This is a genomic window from Pseudoprimorskyibacter insulae, assembly GCF_900302505.1.
In the GTDB taxonomy this organism is placed as follows: domain Bacteria; phylum Pseudomonadota; class Alphaproteobacteria; order Rhodobacterales; family Rhodobacteraceae; genus Pseudoprimorskyibacter; species Pseudoprimorskyibacter insulae.
Genome location: NZ_OMOJ01000003.1, coordinates 68,273 through 85,672, shown reverse-complemented (window position 1 = coordinate 85,672; position 17,400 = coordinate 68,273). Strand labels below are relative to the sequence as shown.

General features: G+C 60.1%; 14 protein-coding genes. 13 read left to right on the top strand and 1 reads right to left on the bottom strand.

All coding sequences use genetic code 11. The annotated features are described in order from the left end of the window. Positions 1–546: 546 nt before the first annotated feature. From PRI8871_RS09530 to PRI8871_RS09520, 3 genes are all read left to right on the top strand, one after another. Entirely contained in the window at positions 547–4,200 is a 3,654-nt protein-coding gene (locus tag PRI8871_RS09530) for a vitamin B12-dependent ribonucleotide reductase (protein WP_108885995.1), read from the top strand. Between the two features lie 241 nt (positions 4,201–4,441). Next, on the top strand, positions 4,442–5,326 hold the full coding sequence (purU, locus tag PRI8871_RS09525; RefSeq protein WP_108885994.1) for a formyltetrahydrofolate deformylase: 885 nt from the start codon (positions 4,442–4,444) through the stop codon (positions 5,324–5,326). Positions 5,327–5,795: 469 nt separating this feature from the next. Then, entirely contained in the window at positions 5,796–5,996 is a 201-nt protein-coding gene (locus tag PRI8871_RS09520; protein ID WP_108885993.1) for a hypothetical protein, read from the top strand. 158 nt (positions 5,997–6,154) lie between these two features. Here PRI8871_RS09520 and PRI8871_RS19580 read toward each other — a convergent pair whose 3' ends face one another. Then, positions 6,155–6,625 carry a hypothetical protein gene (locus PRI8871_RS19580; protein WP_181389431.1) on the bottom strand — a complete coding sequence of 157 codons (471 nt, stop codon included), beginning with the start codon at positions 6,623–6,625 and terminating at the stop codon, positions 6,155–6,157. 101 nt (positions 6,626–6,726) lie between these two features. Between PRI8871_RS19580 and flgB the strand changes: the two genes are divergently transcribed. From flgB to PRI8871_RS09465, 10 genes are all read left to right on the top strand, one after another. After that, on the top strand, positions 6,727–7,113 hold the full coding sequence (gene flgB, locus PRI8871_RS09510; protein ID WP_108885992.1) for a flagellar basal body rod protein FlgB: 387 nt from the start codon (positions 6,727–6,729) through the stop codon (positions 7,111–7,113). 2 nt (positions 7,114–7,115) lie between these two features. Then, positions 7,116–7,529 (top strand): flagellar basal body rod protein FlgC, encoded by a 414-nt coding sequence (flgC, locus tag PRI8871_RS09505; protein WP_108885991.1) that lies wholly within the window; start codon positions 7,116–7,118, stop codon positions 7,527–7,529. 13 nt (positions 7,530–7,542) lie between these two features. Continuing rightward, positions 7,543–8,220 carry a flagellar hook assembly protein FlgD gene (locus PRI8871_RS09500; protein ID WP_108885990.1) on the top strand — a complete coding sequence of 226 codons (678 nt, stop codon included), beginning with the start codon at positions 7,543–7,545 and terminating at the stop codon, positions 8,218–8,220. A gap of 33 nt (positions 8,221–8,253) precedes the next feature. Continuing rightward, a complete protein-coding gene (locus tag PRI8871_RS09495; protein WP_108885989.1) occupies positions 8,254–9,510 on the top strand; it encodes a flagellar hook protein FlgE in 1,257 nt (418 codons plus the stop codon). A 14-nt stretch (positions 9,511–9,524) separates the two neighbouring features. Beyond that, complete coding sequence (locus PRI8871_RS09490; protein ID WP_108885988.1) at positions 9,525–10,286, top strand: flagellar basal body rod C-terminal domain-containing protein; 762 nt, start codon at positions 9,525–9,527, stop codon at positions 10,284–10,286. Positions 10,287–10,355: 69 nt separating this feature from the next. Beyond that, complete coding sequence (flgG, locus tag PRI8871_RS09485) at positions 10,356–11,144, top strand: flagellar basal-body rod protein FlgG (protein WP_108885987.1); 789 nt, start codon at positions 10,356–10,358, stop codon at positions 11,142–11,144. Positions 11,145–11,156: 12 nt separating this feature from the next. Further along, entirely contained in the window at positions 11,157–11,822 is a 666-nt protein-coding gene (locus PRI8871_RS09480) for a flagellar basal body L-ring protein FlgH (RefSeq protein WP_181389430.1), read from the top strand. Between the two features lie 23 nt (positions 11,823–11,845). Then, the gene (locus PRI8871_RS09475) at positions 11,846–12,964 is read left to right on the top strand and encodes a flagellar basal body P-ring protein FlgI (RefSeq protein WP_108885986.1); all 1,119 of its coding nucleotides are present in this window, start codon (positions 11,846–11,848) and stop codon (positions 12,962–12,964) included. A gap of 20 nt (positions 12,965–12,984) precedes the next feature. Then, positions 12,985–13,296, top strand: coding sequence for a rod-binding protein (locus PRI8871_RS09470; protein WP_108885985.1), 312 nt, complete (start codon positions 12,985–12,987; stop codon positions 13,294–13,296). Positions 13,297–13,302: 6 nt separating this feature from the next. Beyond that, positions 13,303–17,397 (top strand): FlgK family flagellar hook-associated protein, encoded by a 4,095-nt coding sequence (locus PRI8871_RS09465; protein ID WP_108885984.1) that lies wholly within the window; start codon positions 13,303–13,305, stop codon positions 17,395–17,397. The last annotated feature ends 3 nt before the right edge of the window (positions 17,398–17,400 follow it).

Genomic DNA, 17,400 nt, shown 5'->3' with positions numbered 1-17,400 from the left:
TCGGCAAATACGCACTGCTATATAGTGTGTCTTGTCGGTTGTTGCCCCATAGCTGGTGCCAAACCCTCCGCATAAGAATCGGGCAAGCGGGTTCAAAGCTCTGGTCCGATGCGAAATTGCCACGGACCGTCCAAAGACAGATTTCACGCTCCAAAGTTGCAGGCCCGCTGAAGTTATCCACGAACACCTCTGGATAAGTGTGCGGACAAACCGGATTTTTCTATGTTGTTAAAGGGCCTCTAAAGATCCTCGATTGTGAGTGAATCGCAGCGCCCAAGCGGCCTTGAAACGCCTTGAAATCGGTCAAGTGGAAAACGCCCCGTTTCGGCCAAAAAAACCCGTTGACCGTTTATGGCGATATACGCCAGATTGTGGGAGCCGGTTGAGAATGCCACAATATATAGTGGGCGCGGCATCGGGACAGTGAACACACGTACTCAGTTTTCCAAGTCAACGCACCGGTTTCGCCGGCTGCGAACGCGTGTCCCGTATGCTGCAGATTGGCCAGGCACGGTCGAACAATAGGCAAAGAATGGGGCGGTTTCGATGAAAATTGAACGCAAGTTTACGACGGCAGGGCAGGATGCTTATGACAGCATCGAATTTGTGACGACCGGATCTGAGATCCGAAACCCTGATGGCAGCATTGTTTTCAAACTGGACGACGTCGAAGTCCCCGCAAGCTGGAGCCAGGTTGCCTCGGACGTGATTGCGCAGAAATACTTCCGTAAAGCGGGCGTTCCGACCGAGCTCAAGAAAGTCAAAGAAGCCGGCGTTCCTGAATTCCTGTGGCGGTCCGTGCCCGCCAATGATGATACCCCGAAAAGCGGCGAAACCTCGTCGAAGCAAGTGTTTGACCGTTTGGCGGGTGCTTGGGCCTATTGGGGCTGGAAAGGCGGCTATTTTACCACGGAAGAAGACGCGCAAGCCTATTACGATGAAATGCGCCACATGCTGGCGACACAGCGTGCGGCGCCCAACAGCCCGCAGTGGTTCAACACCGGCCTGCACTGGGCCTATGGCATCGACGGCCCCAGCCAAGGCCACCATTACGTGGATTACAAGACCGGCAAGCTGGTCAAATCGAAATCCGCCTATGAGCATCCGCAACCCCATGCCTGCTTTATCCAGTCAGTTTCTGACGATCTGGTTAACGAAGGCGGGATCATGGATCTGTGGGTGCGCGAAGCGCGCCTGTTCAAATACGGCTCTGGCACCGGCACGAACTTTAGCTCGCTGCGGGCTGAGGGTGAGAGCCTGTCGGGCGGCGGCAAGTCGTCGGGGCTAATGGGCTTCCTGAAAATTGGTGACCGTGCCGCTGGCGCGATCAAGTCGGGCGGCACCACGCGCCGCGCCGCCAAGATGGTGATCTGCGATGCCGATCACCCCGATATCGAACAGTTCATCAACTGGAAGGTCAAAGAAGAGCAAAAGGTTGCCAGCATCGTCGCGGGATCGAAGATGCATGAGAAGATGCTGAACGCCATCTTCAAGGCGATCCGGTCCTGGGACGGGGCCGAGGCCGATGCCTATGATCCCAGCACCAACGACGGGCTGAAAACCGCGATCCGCGAAGCCAAGAAGGTGATGATCCCTGAAACCTACATCAAACGTGTGCTTGATTATGCGCGTCAGGGCTATGCCAGCATCGAATTCCCGACCTATGACACCGATTGGGATAGCGAAGCCTATGCCAGCGTTTCGGGTCAGAACTCAAACAACTCGATCCGCGTCACCGATGCCTTCCTCAAGGCCGTCAAGGACGACGCCGATTGGGAATTGATCCGCCGCACCGACGGCAAGGTCGCCAAGACGATCAAAGCCCGTGATCTGTGGGAAGATGTGGGCCACGCCGCTTGGGCCTGTGCCGATCCGGGCATCCAGTTCCACGACACCGTGAACGCATGGCACACTTGCCCCGAAGACGGCGAAATCCGCGGCTCGAACCCGTGCTCGGAATATATGTTCCTGGATGACACGGCCTGTAACCTTGCCTCGATGAACCTGCTGACCTTCCTCAAGGACGGTGTGTTCCAGGCAGAGGACTACATGCATGCCAGCCGTCTGTGGACGATCACGCTGGAAATCTCGGTGATGATGGCGCAGTTCCCGTCGAAGGAAATCGCGCAACTGTCCTATGACTTCCGCACGCTGGGCCTTGGCTATGCCAATATCGGCGGCCTGCTGATGAATATGGGCTACAGCTATGACAGCGACGAGGGTCGCGCCCTCGGCGGTGCGCTGTCGGCAATCATGACCGGCGTGGCCTATGCCACCTCTGCGGAAATGGCGGCGGAACTTGGCGCGTTCAAAGGCTATGCCAAGAACCAAAAGCACATGCTGCGCGTTATTCAGAACCACCGCAACGCCGCCTATGGCGCAAGCGAAGGCTATGAAGGGCTGGCGGTGAAGCCGGTGCCGCTGGATCTGGCGAATTGCCCCGACCAGAAGCTGACCAAGCTGGCCATGGCCGCTTGGGACGAAGCCTATGAACTGGGCACCAAGCATGGCTACCGCAATGCGCAGGTTTCGGTGATCGCGCCGACCGGCACCATTGGCCTTGTGATGGATTGCGACACCACCGGGATCGAACCCGATTTCGCGCTGGTGAAGTTCAAGAAACTGGCCGGTGGCGGATACTTCAAGATCATCAACCGTTCGGTTCCGGCGGCGCTGGATAAGCTGGGTTATAGCTCGTCTCAGATCGAAGAGATCATCAGCTATGCCGTGGGTCACCAAACGCTGGGCAATGCGCCGGGTATCAACCACACGGCCCTGATCGGGCACGGCTTTGGCCCCGCGCAGATTGACAAGATCGAGGGCGCGCTGGCCACAGCCTTCGACATCCGCTTTGTGTTCAACCAGTGGACGTTGGGCGAAGAGTTCTGCACCAAGACGCTGGGCATTCCGGCGGCCACGCTGAACGATCCGTCCTTTGACCTGCTGCGCCACCTTGGGTTCACCAAGAAAGACATCGAAGCGGCCAACGATCACGTCTGCGGAACCATGACGCTGGAAGGCGCGCCGCATCTGAAGGACGAACACCTGTCGATCTTCGATTGCGCCAACCCCTGCGGCAAGAAGGGCAAGCGTTACCTGTCGGTCAACAGCCACATCTATATGATGGCCGCTGCGCAATCGTTCATCTCGGGCGCGATCTCGAAAACGATCAACATGCCGAACTCGGCCACGATCGAGGATTGCCAGAAGGCGTATGAGCTGTCGTGGTCGCTGGGCATCAAGGCGAACGCGCTTTATCGTGATGGCTCCAAACTCAGCCAGCCGCTGGCAGCCGCGCTGGTTGAAGATGACGACGACGCCGCCGAAACGCTGGAAAGTGGCAGCACGCAGGAAAAGGCGGCTGTGCTGGCCGAAAAGATCGTCGAGAAGGTGGTCATCAAAGAGATCATCAAATCGCAGCGCACCAAAATGCCGGAACGCCGCAAGGGCTACACCCAGAAGGCGGTTGTCGGTGGCCACAAGGTCTATCTGCGCACCGGCGAATATGAGGACGGCAACCTTGGTGAGATCTTCATCGACATGCACAAGGAAGGCGCTGGCTTCCGCGCGATGATGAACAACTTCGCCATCGCGGTGTCGGTTGGTCTGCAATACGGCGTGCCGCTGGAAGAGTTCGTCGATGCCTTCACCTTCACCAAGTTCGAACCGGCGGGCATGGTGCAGGGCAATGACAGCATCAAGAACGCCACCTCGATCCTTGACTACATCTTCCGTGAACTGGCTGTGTCCTACCTTGATCGTACCGATCTGGCGCATGTCAAACCGGCCGGAGCATCCTTCGATGATCTTGGCCGCGGCGAAGAGGAAGGGGTGTCCAACGTCAAGGAACTTAGCGAAACCGCCGCATCGCGCAGCCTTGAGGTGCTAAAACAGATCAGCTCGACCGGCTACCTGCGCAAGCGCCTGCCGCAAGAACTGGTGGTGCTACAGGGCGGGGGCGGGGCCTTTGCCCAGACCGGCACCGACCCGGTGGCCGCGCTGAACACGCTGGTGCCTGAAACCGCCGGCATGACCGCGACCGCCACGCTTACGGCGACTACGGCGATCAGCCTGGCCGATAAGGCCAAGATGCAAGGCTATGAAGGTGACCCCTGTGGCGAGTGCGGCAACTACACGCTGGTGCGCAACGGCACGTGCATGAAGTGCAACACCTGCGGCGGCACCTCGGGCTGTAGCTGATCTAAACCTGATTAATGATCGAAGGCGCTCCGGTTTTCCGGGGCGCTTTGCCGTTTCCGTATGGTGAAACGGATGTCGCGGCTTGGCGCGGCGGTTTCCGATGCATCACACCCCGTCGCCCAACAATGCCGCAGGGCCGCAATTATGCGCGTTTGGAATTGGTTGGACGCTGGCTCTGATCGGGCAGGGGCCCTATCACACCGTCAATCATGGCCCCTCAGCCCATTGCAGGAGAAATCATATGTCCAAATACGCCCTGACCGTGGCTTGCCCCACGTCGCGCGGCATCGTCGCAGCCATTGCCGTTTTTCTGGCCGAGAACGGCTGCAACATCACCGACAGCGCCCAATATGATGACGAAAACACCGAACGGTTTTTCATGCGCGTCGCCTTTGAAAGCGAAGAGGGCAAAAGCCAGGACGAATTGACCAAGGCCTTCACCGCCGTCGCGGATCGGTTCGCAATGGACTGGGCCATTCACGATGCATCGCTGCGGATGAAAGTTGTCATCATGGTCAGCCGCTTTGGTCACTGCCTGAACGATCTTCTGTACCGCTGGCGGATCGGTGCGCTGCCGATTGATATCGTGGCGGTGGTGTCCAACCACATGGACTACCAAAAAGTTGTTGAGAACCACGACATCCCGTTCCACTGCATTCCGGTGACCAAGCAGAACAAGCCAGAAGCCGAAGCCCAGATCATGAAGGTGGTCGAAGACACCGGCGCCGAGCTGATTGTTCTGGCCCGCTACATGCAGATCCTGTCGGATCAGATGTGCCAGAAGATGTCGGGCCGGATCATCAACATCCACCATTCCTTCCTGCCGTCTTTCAAAGGGGCCAACCCCTATAAGCAAGCCTATGAGCGCGGTGTGAAGCTGATTGGCGCCACGGCCCATTATGTGACCGCCGATCTGGACGAAGGCCCGATCATCGAACAGGACATCATCCGCGTCACCCATGCCCAAAGCTCTGAGGACTATGTCTCGCTTGGGCGGGATGTTGAGGCGCAGGTTTTTGCCCGTGCGATCCACGCGCATATCCACCATCGCGTGTTTCAGAACGGCAATAAGACAGTTGTCTTCCCGGCCAGCGCAGGCGGCTACGCATCTGAGCGCATGGGCTGAGCTACATTCTGAAAGCTGATCTTGATTGCGGCTCACTCTTCTTTGGGGTGAGTCGCTTTTCGTTTTTTGAAATCCGCCACATTTCCGCCCCAAACACTCCATGCCGCCCTTAAAATTTGCCGTTCATTTCTCGCAAATTTGCACAGCTGTCCTGAGGAAATGCGAAGTGTCCTAAAAAATGAGCGGCGAATCTGCTGGTAGGATTGCGCTAACATTGCCGGAAACGCGCTCAACTGCCGGGTGTATCGGGATTTTTTAGAGCAACCTTCAAATATCTACGGCGCATCCTTTGCGCGTTGGGGGTTGTTACTATCTTTTGATATTGAGGCCCCAAAAAAGACATTCCCGGTTGCTTCTATTTCCTTGTGAAGCCGAGTGGCGCGGGTTCAGACCTTGCCGCATAATAGGATTACCGAAACTTGGGACAGACCCTTCCAAGATGTCGGAGCACCGAAACGGGAGACGAAACATGAGTACACGCAAGTCAAACTCACGGAACGTGTTTACTGTAGAGTGGATGATCCTAGCGACTATGTCCGCGGCATTCGCCCTTTCCATCGTCACTAAACTCGCAGCTGCTCCGCTCATGGATGTGGCAGATACGACAGCGTCCAAACTTGGCGCACTGGATGTTGTCGGCTCTTCCAGAATTGTCCTGATGCAGGACTAAGAACCGGCGGCGAGCAGAGGGAACATCTGACCGGGCGACACCGGCATAACGCTATAACTCGGCTGGGGCTGAGCGTGCTCAAGACACGGGCCCCCGCATCAGGATACTAGCCTAGGGACAGGCAGTGAACGGCGACCAGAATGGTCGCCGTTTTTTCTTTAGTCGAAGTCTCCGAAATCATCATCGCCGCTGCTATCGCCAAGTTCGCCAAACAGCGCCATCATCGATGGGTCTGCAAGGTCCATGGTTTCCAGCTTGGATTCCTTTTTCTTCTTTTTCGGCGCAGGTTCTGGCTCAGGTTCCGGCTCGGGTTCTGGCTCGGGTTCTGGTTCGATCATATGGGTCGGAATGGGCTCTTCTTCGATCACGGGTTCCGGCTCGGGCTCTACCGGCAATTCGATGATCGCCTCTTCGACACCAAGTTTCATGAGCATATCGTCCAAGATCCGAAGCCGGAGCTTCATCGCATGGCGTTTTTGTTCCGACGTCGTGGCATCGGACCAAGCGGTCTTGGTGATCTCGATGGCCTCATCATTCGGACATTCGCCCAGCTTTGTATAACTGCGCCGCAGCGGGCGCGGCAGGGCCGGGGTTTTTAGCGCCGATTGGGCCTTTGAGGTGCTGGACAAGCGGGCTCTCCTTTCGATGTTCGGTCAACTTGGCACTCCTCTTGCAAATCCTGTTCCAGTCCGCCCGGCGATGGGCAGAAAGAAAACCACAGGAGAGAGCCATGACGGCGATCCGAGACCATTTTGGCGTTCATGCCAGCGCGCTTGTTCTGCGCAACGAGCGGAATGAGCTATTGGCTTCGAACATCGCGAACGCGGCAACGCCCCATTTCAAGGCACGCGACATTGATTTTGGAGCCGAACTGAACCGCCGCATCGGCGAGGGCGGCAACCTGGCCACCAGCAACAGCCGCCACTTTAACGTGGGCGGAACGATGCAGGGTGGCGTGGGTTATCGCGACCCTGTCAATTCATCGCTCGACGGAAACACTGTCGAACTGTCCGTCGAACAGATGGAGTTTTCTGAAAACACCGTGCGCTACCAAGCCAGCCTGACCTTGCTGAACCGCAAGATCTCGGGGCTGGCGCAGGCAATCAAGGGAGAGTGAAGATGGCCGTCAATAATGTCTTTGATGTTGCAGCCAATGCCATGTCGGCGCAACTGACGCGCCTGAACACCGTGGCGTCGAACATCGCAAACGCGGGGTCAGTGTCGCCGACCGCAGAAGGGGCCTACCGCGCCATTCGTCCTGTGTTCCAAACCGAATATGCCGATAACTTTTCCAAGGATGGCCTGTCCTCGGTCCGGGTGGATGAAATTGTCCAACTGAACCGCGAACCTGTTCAGCTGTATCGCCCCGATCATCCCAAGGCTGACAAGGACGGGTTCGTCTATCAGGCCGTGGTCAATGTTGATGAAGAAATGGTCGAGATGCTGGAAGCGGGCCGCCAGTACCAGAACACGCTGGAGGCGGTGAACACCCTGCGCACGCTGATGGCACGTACCGTGACCATGGGCAGCTAAGGAGCGGCAATAGATGACATCCGTTTCCGAACTTTCCGTCGCAGGCCTGCGCACCACCGAAGATCTGGCGCCCGCCGCAAAGGGCGGCACATCTGAACTGGGCCAGCAGGATTTCCTGACTCTGATGACGGCGCAGTTGAAGAACCAAGATCCGTTCTCGCCGATGGAAAATGGGGAATTCCTTGCGCAGATGGCGCAGTTTTCGACCGTGTCAGGCCTCGATACGATCAACGAAACCCTGCAAGGTCTTTCCGAACAGATGGGCGGCGACCGCATCCTGACCTCGGCGTCCTTGCTGGGCAAACAGGTGTTGGTCACCGGCACCACCGCACGCCCTGATGCGGATGGTCAGATCATCGGCACCGTTGATCTGCCAAGCGCGGGCGATGTGCAGATCCGCTATAGCGATGCCACCACCGGCCAGCCTTTGGCCACGCAGGACATGGGCAATCAATCGCAAGGCGCGATGGAATTTGCCTGGTCCGATGTGCCCCAATCCATCCGTGACGCCCGTTCGGCCGTCAAAGTCTCTGTTGTGCTGTCTGGCGACAGCGGCACCAGTCTGGTGACCCCGCAAGTCTATGCGCGTGTCACCGGCGTTCGCGTCCCCGCCGCAGGCGAGACCGACTTCAACGTGCAGGTCGAAGATTACGGCCTGAAAAACTCTATGGAAATCAGCTCTCTGCGCTGATGCGGAACGAAAACACCTGAAAGGGAACCTCTTATGTCTTTGCTTACTGCCATCTCGGGTCTGAACGCTGCGCAGGCCGATATCGCCACCACCTCGAACAACATTGCCAACGTCGGCACCGTGGGCTTTCAAGGCAGCCGCACCGAATTTACCGATGTCTATTCCAGCTCGCCCTATGTGAACCCCAACACCAAGATCGGCGCGGGCACCATGGTGGCCAAAGTGGCCAAAAGCTTTGCCCAAGGCGTGGTTGCCCCGACCAAGAACACGCTTGATCTGGCGCTGCTGGGCGAAGGTCTGTTCATGGTGAAAGACAGCCTGCAGGACAACAAAGTCTCCTATTCGCGCAATGGCGCCTTTGCGATGGACCGCAACGGCTATGTCGCGAACTCGTCCAATCACTTGCTGTCGGTCTTCCCGACCTCGATAGAGGGCGATGCGCTCAGCATGACGCAAACCATCCCGCTGAAGGTTGAGGCCGAATATGGCACGCCGACGAAGTCGCAAAATGCGTCGGTGTCGGTCAATTTCTCGACCCGTGAAGATGCCATTGGCCAGCAGGCCGCCATACCCGCCGCGGCTTTTGATCCGGCGGACCCCACGACATTTGCCCATAGCTCGGCCATCAACCTTTATGACAAGAACGGCCAGCCACGCGAAGCGCAGGTCTATTTTGTGGCAACCGCCCAGCCCGACGCGACAAACCCCGACACCAGCTTTACGCCCTACCTGGTATTGGACGGCTTGGTGCACGCACCGAACGATCCGGCAACCGCCGAAATCACCTTCGACGTGGAAGGTACGCAAATTGACGGTCTCGATGGTGTGGTCTTTGATGACAATGGTTCGGATTTGACGATTGATCTGTCGGGATCCACCCTAACGGACCGTGATTTTGGCGTGCTTGCAATGGAACATGATGGCCAGACCAAGCGCAGCTTGTCGTCGCTACAAGTTGATGAGGCGGGGGTTGTCTGGGCCACCTATGGCGACGAAGAACCGATTGCCCTGGGCATGGTTGCCCTGGCGCGGTTCCCCAATATGCAGGGCCTCGAAAGTCTTGGGAACGTGGAATACCGCGAAACCCGCGCCTCGGGCGATGTGACCTTGGGCGTGCCGGGCCGCAACGGCTTTGCCCGGCTGCGTTCGGGCGCGCTGGAACAGGCGAATGTCGATCTGACCGAAGAACTGGTCAGCCTGATCACCGCCCAGCGGAACTATCAGGCATCTGCCAAAGCGTTTGAGACCAACTCGGCGCTGCCGCAATCAATCCTGAACATCCGCGGATAACCGGAGGCTAGGCCATGGACCGTCTGATCCACACCGCCCTGAACTCTGTCACCATCCACCGCGATACGCGACAGATTCAGGCGCAGAACCTTGCAAACATCAACGTGCCGGGCTTCCGGCGCGATTTGCAAAACGAAGGCGAAAGCAAGTTCTTGCGATCGGCCGAAACGGACTCTGTCCGGGCTTTCCAATTGGAAGCAGGCACGCCGGGCTTTTCGCATGCGCCGGGGTTCTTGGATCGGACGGATATGGACATGGATGTGGCCATTGCCGATTTTGGGTATTTCTACATCAAACCCGAAAGTGGCGACAACGCCCTGAGCCGGCGCGGCGACTTGCAGCGCGGCATTGACGGGATGCTGCGCAACGGGGCGGGCGATATGATGCTCGACACTGATCTGCAGCCCATCGAAGTGCCGCAGCATCGGTCGATCCGCATTTCTGACATCGGCGAGGTCTACATCGAACCCACCATCGGCCCGCCGGGACAATCGGTTCTGGTCGGCACGCTGGCCACAGTCATTCCCGATCAGAACCTTGTTCTGCGCAAAGGGCTGGATGGCGAAATCCGAACCGACAAGGGCACCGTTCCGCCCCCGAACCAAGCGGCCACCGTGTTGCAAGGCGTCCTGGAAGGCAGCAACGTCAACGCGGTTGAGGAAATGCTGACCAATGTCGAAACACAGCGCAGTTTCGAGATCGGAATGAAAGTCATTCTGATGGCCAAGGAGCTGGACGAAGCCGGCAGCGCTGCAATGCAGGCGCCGAACGCGTAATCGCAGTCTTGGCACGGGGTTTGCAATTAAATGGATGACAACCAACAACCGGCCTGAGGAGGCACGACCATGTCATCCAACGCCATGCACGTGGCCAAGACCGGGCTGAACGCCCAGCAGACACGCATCCAGATTATCTCGAACAATCTGGCCAACGTGAACACCAACGGGTTCAAACGCGACCGCGCGAATTTTGAATCCCTGCTTTACCAAGTGTGGCGTCCCGCCGGGGCGCAGACGTCTGAAGCCACCGAACAAACCACGCCATCGGCGGTCGGGACGGGGGTTCGTCTGGTCAGCACTGAAAAGATGTACAGCCAGGGCAGTCTTGCCCAGACAGATAACGCGCTGGACATCGCGATTGACGGAAAGGGCTTTTTCCAGGTTCTGATGCCCGACGGCCAGATCGGCTATACCCGCAACGGGGCCTTTTCCCGCAATGCCGATGGTCTGATGACCACGCCAAGCGGCTATGTCCTGCAACCTGAAATCGCCATTCCCGAAGATGCGATGGATGTGACCGTTTCCCGCGACGGGATCGTCAGTGTCACGCAGCCGGGGCAGATCGATGCGCAGGAAATCGGCCAGATCACCCTAGCCAGCTTCACCAACCCGCGCGGCTTGACGCCGGTGGGTGAAAACTTTGTCACTGAAACCACTGCCAGCGGACCGCCCATCGTTGCGACGCCTTTGGCAGATGGCTCCGGCAAGCTGGTGCAGGGTGCGCTTGAGACGTCAAACGTCAACGTGGTGCAGGAACTGGTGGATATGATCGAGGCGCAACGCGCCTACGAAGTGAATTCCAAGTCCATCTCGGCCTCGGACGAGATGATGCGCTTCCTCTCGAACAAACTTTAAGGACACTTTGCTATGATGCGCTTTGCAATGCTCGCAACTGGGGCAGCCCTTCTGCTGTCCGCATGTTCCACCCAAGTTCAGAACGCCGCATCGGCCGATTTCGCGCCGGTCTATCCAACCCCCGCCGAAGAACTGACGCGCCGGATGCCATCGGGCGGGATCTATTCGGAAACGGCGGCGGGCCTGTTTGCCATGGATCGCCGCGCAGGCCGCGTGGGCGATATTCTGACGGTCGAATTCACCGAAAGCTTCACCGCCAGCAAATCGCAAAACGTGGCCACCAGCCGCAGCGACAGCTTTGACGTCCGGCTTCCGGGTGCGATCTTTGGCGGCTTTACCGGCAATGGCTTGAATTCGGGCCGCACCAGCGCCTTTGGCGGAACGGGCGCGGCGGCACAGTCGAACGCACTGTCGGGCCGCGTGTCGGTGACCGTGGTGCGTGAATTGCCGGGCGGGAACCTGGAAATCCTTGGCCAGAAAAAGATGACCTTCAACAATGGCGACGAATATGTCCGCCTGCGCGGCACCGTGCGCCCGTCGGATATCTCGGCGGACAATGTGGTGCAGTCTGACCGCATCGCCAATGCCGAGATCCAGTATGTCGGCGCGGGCCAGGTGGCCGACGCGGGCAAACAGGGCTGGCTGCGCCAAGGTCTCAACACCGTATCTCCGTTCTGATCGCCGCGCCCTAGGAGCCTGCCATGTTCAAACGTGTTTTTCTGCTGATCCTTCTTCTTGCGCTTCCGTCCCATGTGGCGGCGGACCGATTGAAGGACATGACGTCGGTGGCAGGCGTCCGGTCTAACCCGCTGGTGGGCTACGGTCTGGTGGTGGGTCTGTCGGGCACCGGGGACGGCAATTCGGGCCTGACGCGCCAAAGCATGCAGTCCATTATTTCCCGTCTGGGCCTTGAAGTGGACGCCCGCAACCTTGACGCTCGCAACGCGGCCTCGGTCATGGTGACGGCGGAACTGCCGCCCTTTGTCAAACCGGGCCAGAAACTGGACGTGACCATCTCAACCGCTGGGCGCGCGCAATCGCTGAAAGGCGGCACGCTGCTGATGACGCCGTTGATGGGTGCCGATGGGCAGGTCTATGCCATCGCCCAAGGCAATATGGTCGTCGGCGGTTTGGGTGTGAAGGCCGGTGACGGATCGTCCCTTGTGGTGAACATTCCCACGGTGGGGCGCATTCCCGGCGGGGCCTTGGTGGAACGGATGGTCGAAACCGCCTTCCTTGAGGCCGAATATTTGGTGTTGAACCTGCATCGCAACGATTTCTCGACCGCCAGTTCGGTGGCCGAGGCGATCAACGGCATGTTCGGCGATGGGGTCGCACTGGCCCTTGATGGCACATCCGTTCGCGTGCGCGCGCCCAGCGATCCGGCCAACCGCGTCGCCTTCATGAGCATCCTTGAGACGATCGAGGTCGAACCGGCCGAACCGCGTGCGCAAGTCATCGTCAACGCCCGCACAGGAACCGTGGTCATCGGCGGATCGGTCAAGGTGACCCCGGCTGCGGTCACGCATGGATCGCTGACCGTGCAGGTGAACGAAGATTTTAACGTTGATGGAAATGCGACCGTTGTGAATGGCGACAACAATGTCGTCGTCAATCAGGCCCCGCCCGTTGTGACGCCGGATTCAGGGATCACCGCGATCGAACAGGTCAACCCGGCCTTTGTCTTTGATCCCGGTGTGTCGCTGGCGTCCTTGGTCGACGCGATCAATTCGGTCGGCGCATCGCCTGCCGATCTGGTCGCCATCCTAGAGGCGCTGCACACCGCTGGTGCGCTTCGGGCCGAATTGATCGTGATCTGACGCGCGAAAAGGAGCAAGTGATGACTCAACTGCCCACAATCGGCGGGGCCATGCCCCTGACGCGCCAATTGACCGGCGACGCGGCCGAGGCCCGTCAGGATGACCGCCTGCGCCAGGCCGCCGACGGGTTCGAAGCCTTGTTCCTGCAACAGATGCTGAAATCCGCCCGCGAGGCCAGCCTGGGCGACGATCTGTTCGGCAGTAGCGCGCAAGACACCACCAATTCGCTATTGGATCAGGAACTGGCCAATACGGCATCGGGCAATGCAGGCTTTGGCCTGTCCGACGCCGTGTATCGGCAGTTCTCGGGCTTTGTCGGAAAACGAGGGTAACGCCGGATGGCCAGCCTTTATGACATCGGTAAATCGGGCCTGACGGCCGCTCGCACCGCGCTTGGGGTGACGGGCGAAAACATCGCCAACGCCGAAACCGATGGCTACAAGCGCCGCGACACGCTTCAGGTGGAAAACGCTGGGGCGCAGGCCACGCCGTTGGTGCAGGGCGCGCAAGCCATGGGCGTATCCGTTGTGGATGTGCGCCGCGCCTTTGACGAACTTCTGGCCGAACGCGTGCGTATTGCCGGTGGCACATTGGCCGCCGCCCAAGGGTCGCAGCCGCATCTGGAACAGCTTGAACTGCGGATGCAGCCGGGTGTGGGCGGCTTGCAGACCCATCTTGGCACTTTCTTTGACTCGGTCTCTAGCCTTTCTGCCGCGCCCGAGGATTCAGGCCTGCGCAATGTGGTGATGGAGGCCGGCAAGCTTCTGGCCGGGTCGATCTCGGATCTGGCGACTTCGATCATGGACGTGGGCCAGGGCATCCGCAAAGAGGCGCAGAGCGCCGTTGACCGGGCGAATGGCATCTTGGGCGAACTGTCCGAGGTGTTTTCGCAAGCGGGCAACCAGCATGTCACCGCCGCCCGCAACCCGCTGCTGGATCGGCGCGATAAGCTTCTCGAGGACTTGGCCGAGATCGTTGATATCAACGTGTCCTACAAGGATCGCGGGCAGGCCGAAATCCGCATGGGCAATGCCTCAAATGGGCCGCTGCTGTTGTCGAACTACAGCGCCGCCCGGATGAGCCTTGGTGAAAACGGCAAGGTCATCCTGACCCCGCTGAAAGAAGCGGTTGGATCGGGGCCGGTGTCGCGCACGCCGACGTCAGGGTTGCTTTATGGTCTGGCCACGGCCACCGGCGCGATCAATCAAGCGCTGAAAGACGTGGATTACTGGGCGCGTCAGGTCGCATCAGATATGAACACCATCCACGAAAGCGGGCTTGACGCCAAAGGCCGGCCAGGCGGGATCATGTTTGATCTGTCCGGTTGGGATGCCAACCCGGCCGAAATCAACCGCGGCACGATCACCGTGTCGATTGAGGTGACAGACCCTGACCTCATGCCCAAAGGTCCGCTGGACATGACCTATGATGGCGCCCGCGGCTTGTGGCAGATGACTGACTCCGCTGGCGAAGTGCTGGGCGAAGGGGCAGGCCAGATCTCGGCGCCGGGGATGGTGGTCAAGCTGGAAGGCACACCCAAGACCGGCGACCGGTTTGAGCTGACAAACACCTCAGGTTCGGCCAAGCATATGCGCTTTGCCGTGGGCAGTGGTGACCGTCTGGCCGCTGCCGCCTCGCTGACCGTTGGGCCGAACGCGGGCAATCTTGGCACCGCAACTCTGGGCATTGCCCCGTCGCCTGCAACGCCGATCACCGCGCCGTCGCTAGGCGATCTTTTGACCGATGGCCCGTCAGAGCCGGTCAGCTTTCTGGAACCCGGCATCGTCGGCCATATCCCCGCCGGTGCCAGCGCGGTCACCCTGACATCGCAGCCGCGCGATGCCATGTTGGAATTCGGGCTGGCCGCGGACGCCGTGGTGCAGTCCATCCAGATCACCACCGCCGCTGGGGTTGAGACCTTCTCTGACGCCTCGGGTCTGGCCCCGGACGATTTGGTTACGGCGGTGAATACTGGCCAGCTGTTGTCGGCCAATGGCACGCGCCTGTCTGAACTGGGCCTGGTCGCGGCAAGTGAAGAAGGCGCATTCGGTCTGATGGCCCGCGCTGGCACACCCTTGCCTGATGCCAGCCTGACAACGCAGGCCGGCACCACAACCGGCGTTGCCGTGTCCGATGCCGCCGATGCCGCCGATATCGCGATTTTCACCCGCGAAGGCCGCCAGATTTCCGGCACGCCTTTGCTGCCTTCGGAAGTCGCGGCCCTGATGACCGAGGCGAACGGCTTTACCGCCGATGCCGTCTACCGCTATGACACGCTGAACAAATCGGGCGCATATGGGGATCTGACCGTCAACCATGACACTGCAGGCGGTGCGCCGATGGTCGGACTTGGGGCGGGCAATGGCGTTGCCACTTGGGCCGGATCGACCCCCGCGCCATCGCGTGATGCCGAAACGCTGATTGTCGATTGGCAAGGCCAACGGGCCGAGATCGCCGTTCCCAAAGGCGCAAGCGCCGCGCAAAAGGCGGACCTGCTGAATGATGCGCTGCCCGCAACGGCGAAGGCCCGCACGGCGATTGCGCTGGATCTGCCCGCCACAGGCACCGTTCGGTTCAATCTGACCGGGCTGTCCACCACCAGCCAGCCGATCACCGCGGATCTTGGAACGGACGGCCTGCCTGCGCTGGCCTCGGCCGTCAATGCCGTCCGCGCCGCCACCGGCATCACCGCCGAAGTCAGCCCCGACGGCGCGCGCATTCACTTGTATCAGGCCGATGGTCACACGATCACGCTGGGCCGGTTCAGCCATTCGGGCGGCGGCGGCCTTGGGATCGACCGGCTGGATCAGAACGGCGCGGCCTTGGGCGCTCAGACAGCGCTGACCGGCGACGGCACCCAATCGGCGCGGATCGAAGGCACGGTCAACCTGTCGCTGACGGGCGGGTTTTCGGTGTCCGAAGGCGGGGTCTGGACGGCAGCCACCACCGGCGGCTTCACCGGCGGCCCGATTGATCGCAGCACCTCGCTTGCCGGGGCGCGGCAGACGTTTTCCTATACCTATGACGGCACGCAGCAAGGCGCATCCTACGGCAGCGCCGGGGCCGCGCCGATTGTCTTTGATGTCGATGACGGGCAGGGCACGCTGCACAGCTATTCGCTCGACCCGTCTTTGGCTGGGGCTGCAGACGGGGCTGATGCCGCCGCCGCGATGGCGACCACCCTGCGCCGCACCGCGCCTGAAAGCACCCTGACCGGGGCCGCGCTGGCCAATCTGCCACCCGATGCCGCGCAATTGGGCCTGCGGCTGGGCAGCCAGTCCTACACCGTGACCATGGTCGATGGTGCGCCGGTTGTGACCGGGCCCGAGGCCGGGCGCGTCACCGCCAGCTTTGATGCCGCGAACCGGCTGACCCTGCAAACCGTTGGCGGCCATCTGGACGGCGCGGCGTTGGAACTGGCGACTGACCCGCTAGAGGCGGCGCGCTTTGGCATGGGCGTGTCCGATAGCCCGACCAGCACCTTGCTGGGCCAGCCCTTTGATGGGGCGGGCCTGCCTGCCAGTTTCGACGTGGAGCTGGGCGGGGATGTTTACACCGTGTCGGCCAGCGCGGGCGGTCTAAGCCTTCCGGCGGGTTTCCCCGGCACTGCCAGCTTTGATGCCGCCGAAGGGCGATTTGGCATCAGCTTTGACGCCGCCGCAGGCCCGATCCGCATTCCGCCGCAAGCCGGGGCCTTGGCTGCGGGGTTTGAAACCTTGGGGGCCGAGGCGCAGCTGCTGAACGGTCAGTTGCAATTGACCGCCACTGATGGCCGCGTTCTGCAAACCACCGCCACCAGTTCGGGAAGCGGCGTGACCTTGCAAATGGACAACTTGCCGAACGAAGACCTGCTGGTCGTGATGCAAGGGGCTGGCGCGCTGCGCCTAAGCGGCGCTGTGACCGTGCCTGCCGATCCGCCCTTGGCCGCGCCGCGTGAATTGCGCGTTCTGGATGCCGCCAGCGGGCAGGTGGGCCTTTATGATGCGGCCACCGGCGCCGAAATCGCCGTGCGCACCCTGGACGAAAACCGCGCCACCACCATCGGCGGGATGGAGATCACCCTGGCCGGAACCCTGGCCACGGGTGACAGTTTTGCCATCACGCCGAACCTTGGCGGGGCCGGGGATGCCAGCAACTTTGAACGCATCGCCGATCTGGTGCAGTTCGATCAGACCACCGGCACGGGCGGCTTTGCGGCGATGTATTCCGAAATCTTGAGCGATATCGGATCGCAGGTCGCGGCGGGCAAAAGCCGGGTCGAGACGGCGCAGGCCTTCAAGGATGGGGCCGATCAGGCCGAGATGGAGCGAAGCGCCGTAGATCTTGATGAAGAGGCGGCACGATTGTTGCAGCAGCAACAGGCTTATCAGGCAAATGCGCAGGTGCTGAACGTGGCCCGGCAATTGTTTGATACCCTGATTAACACCTTGTGAGGA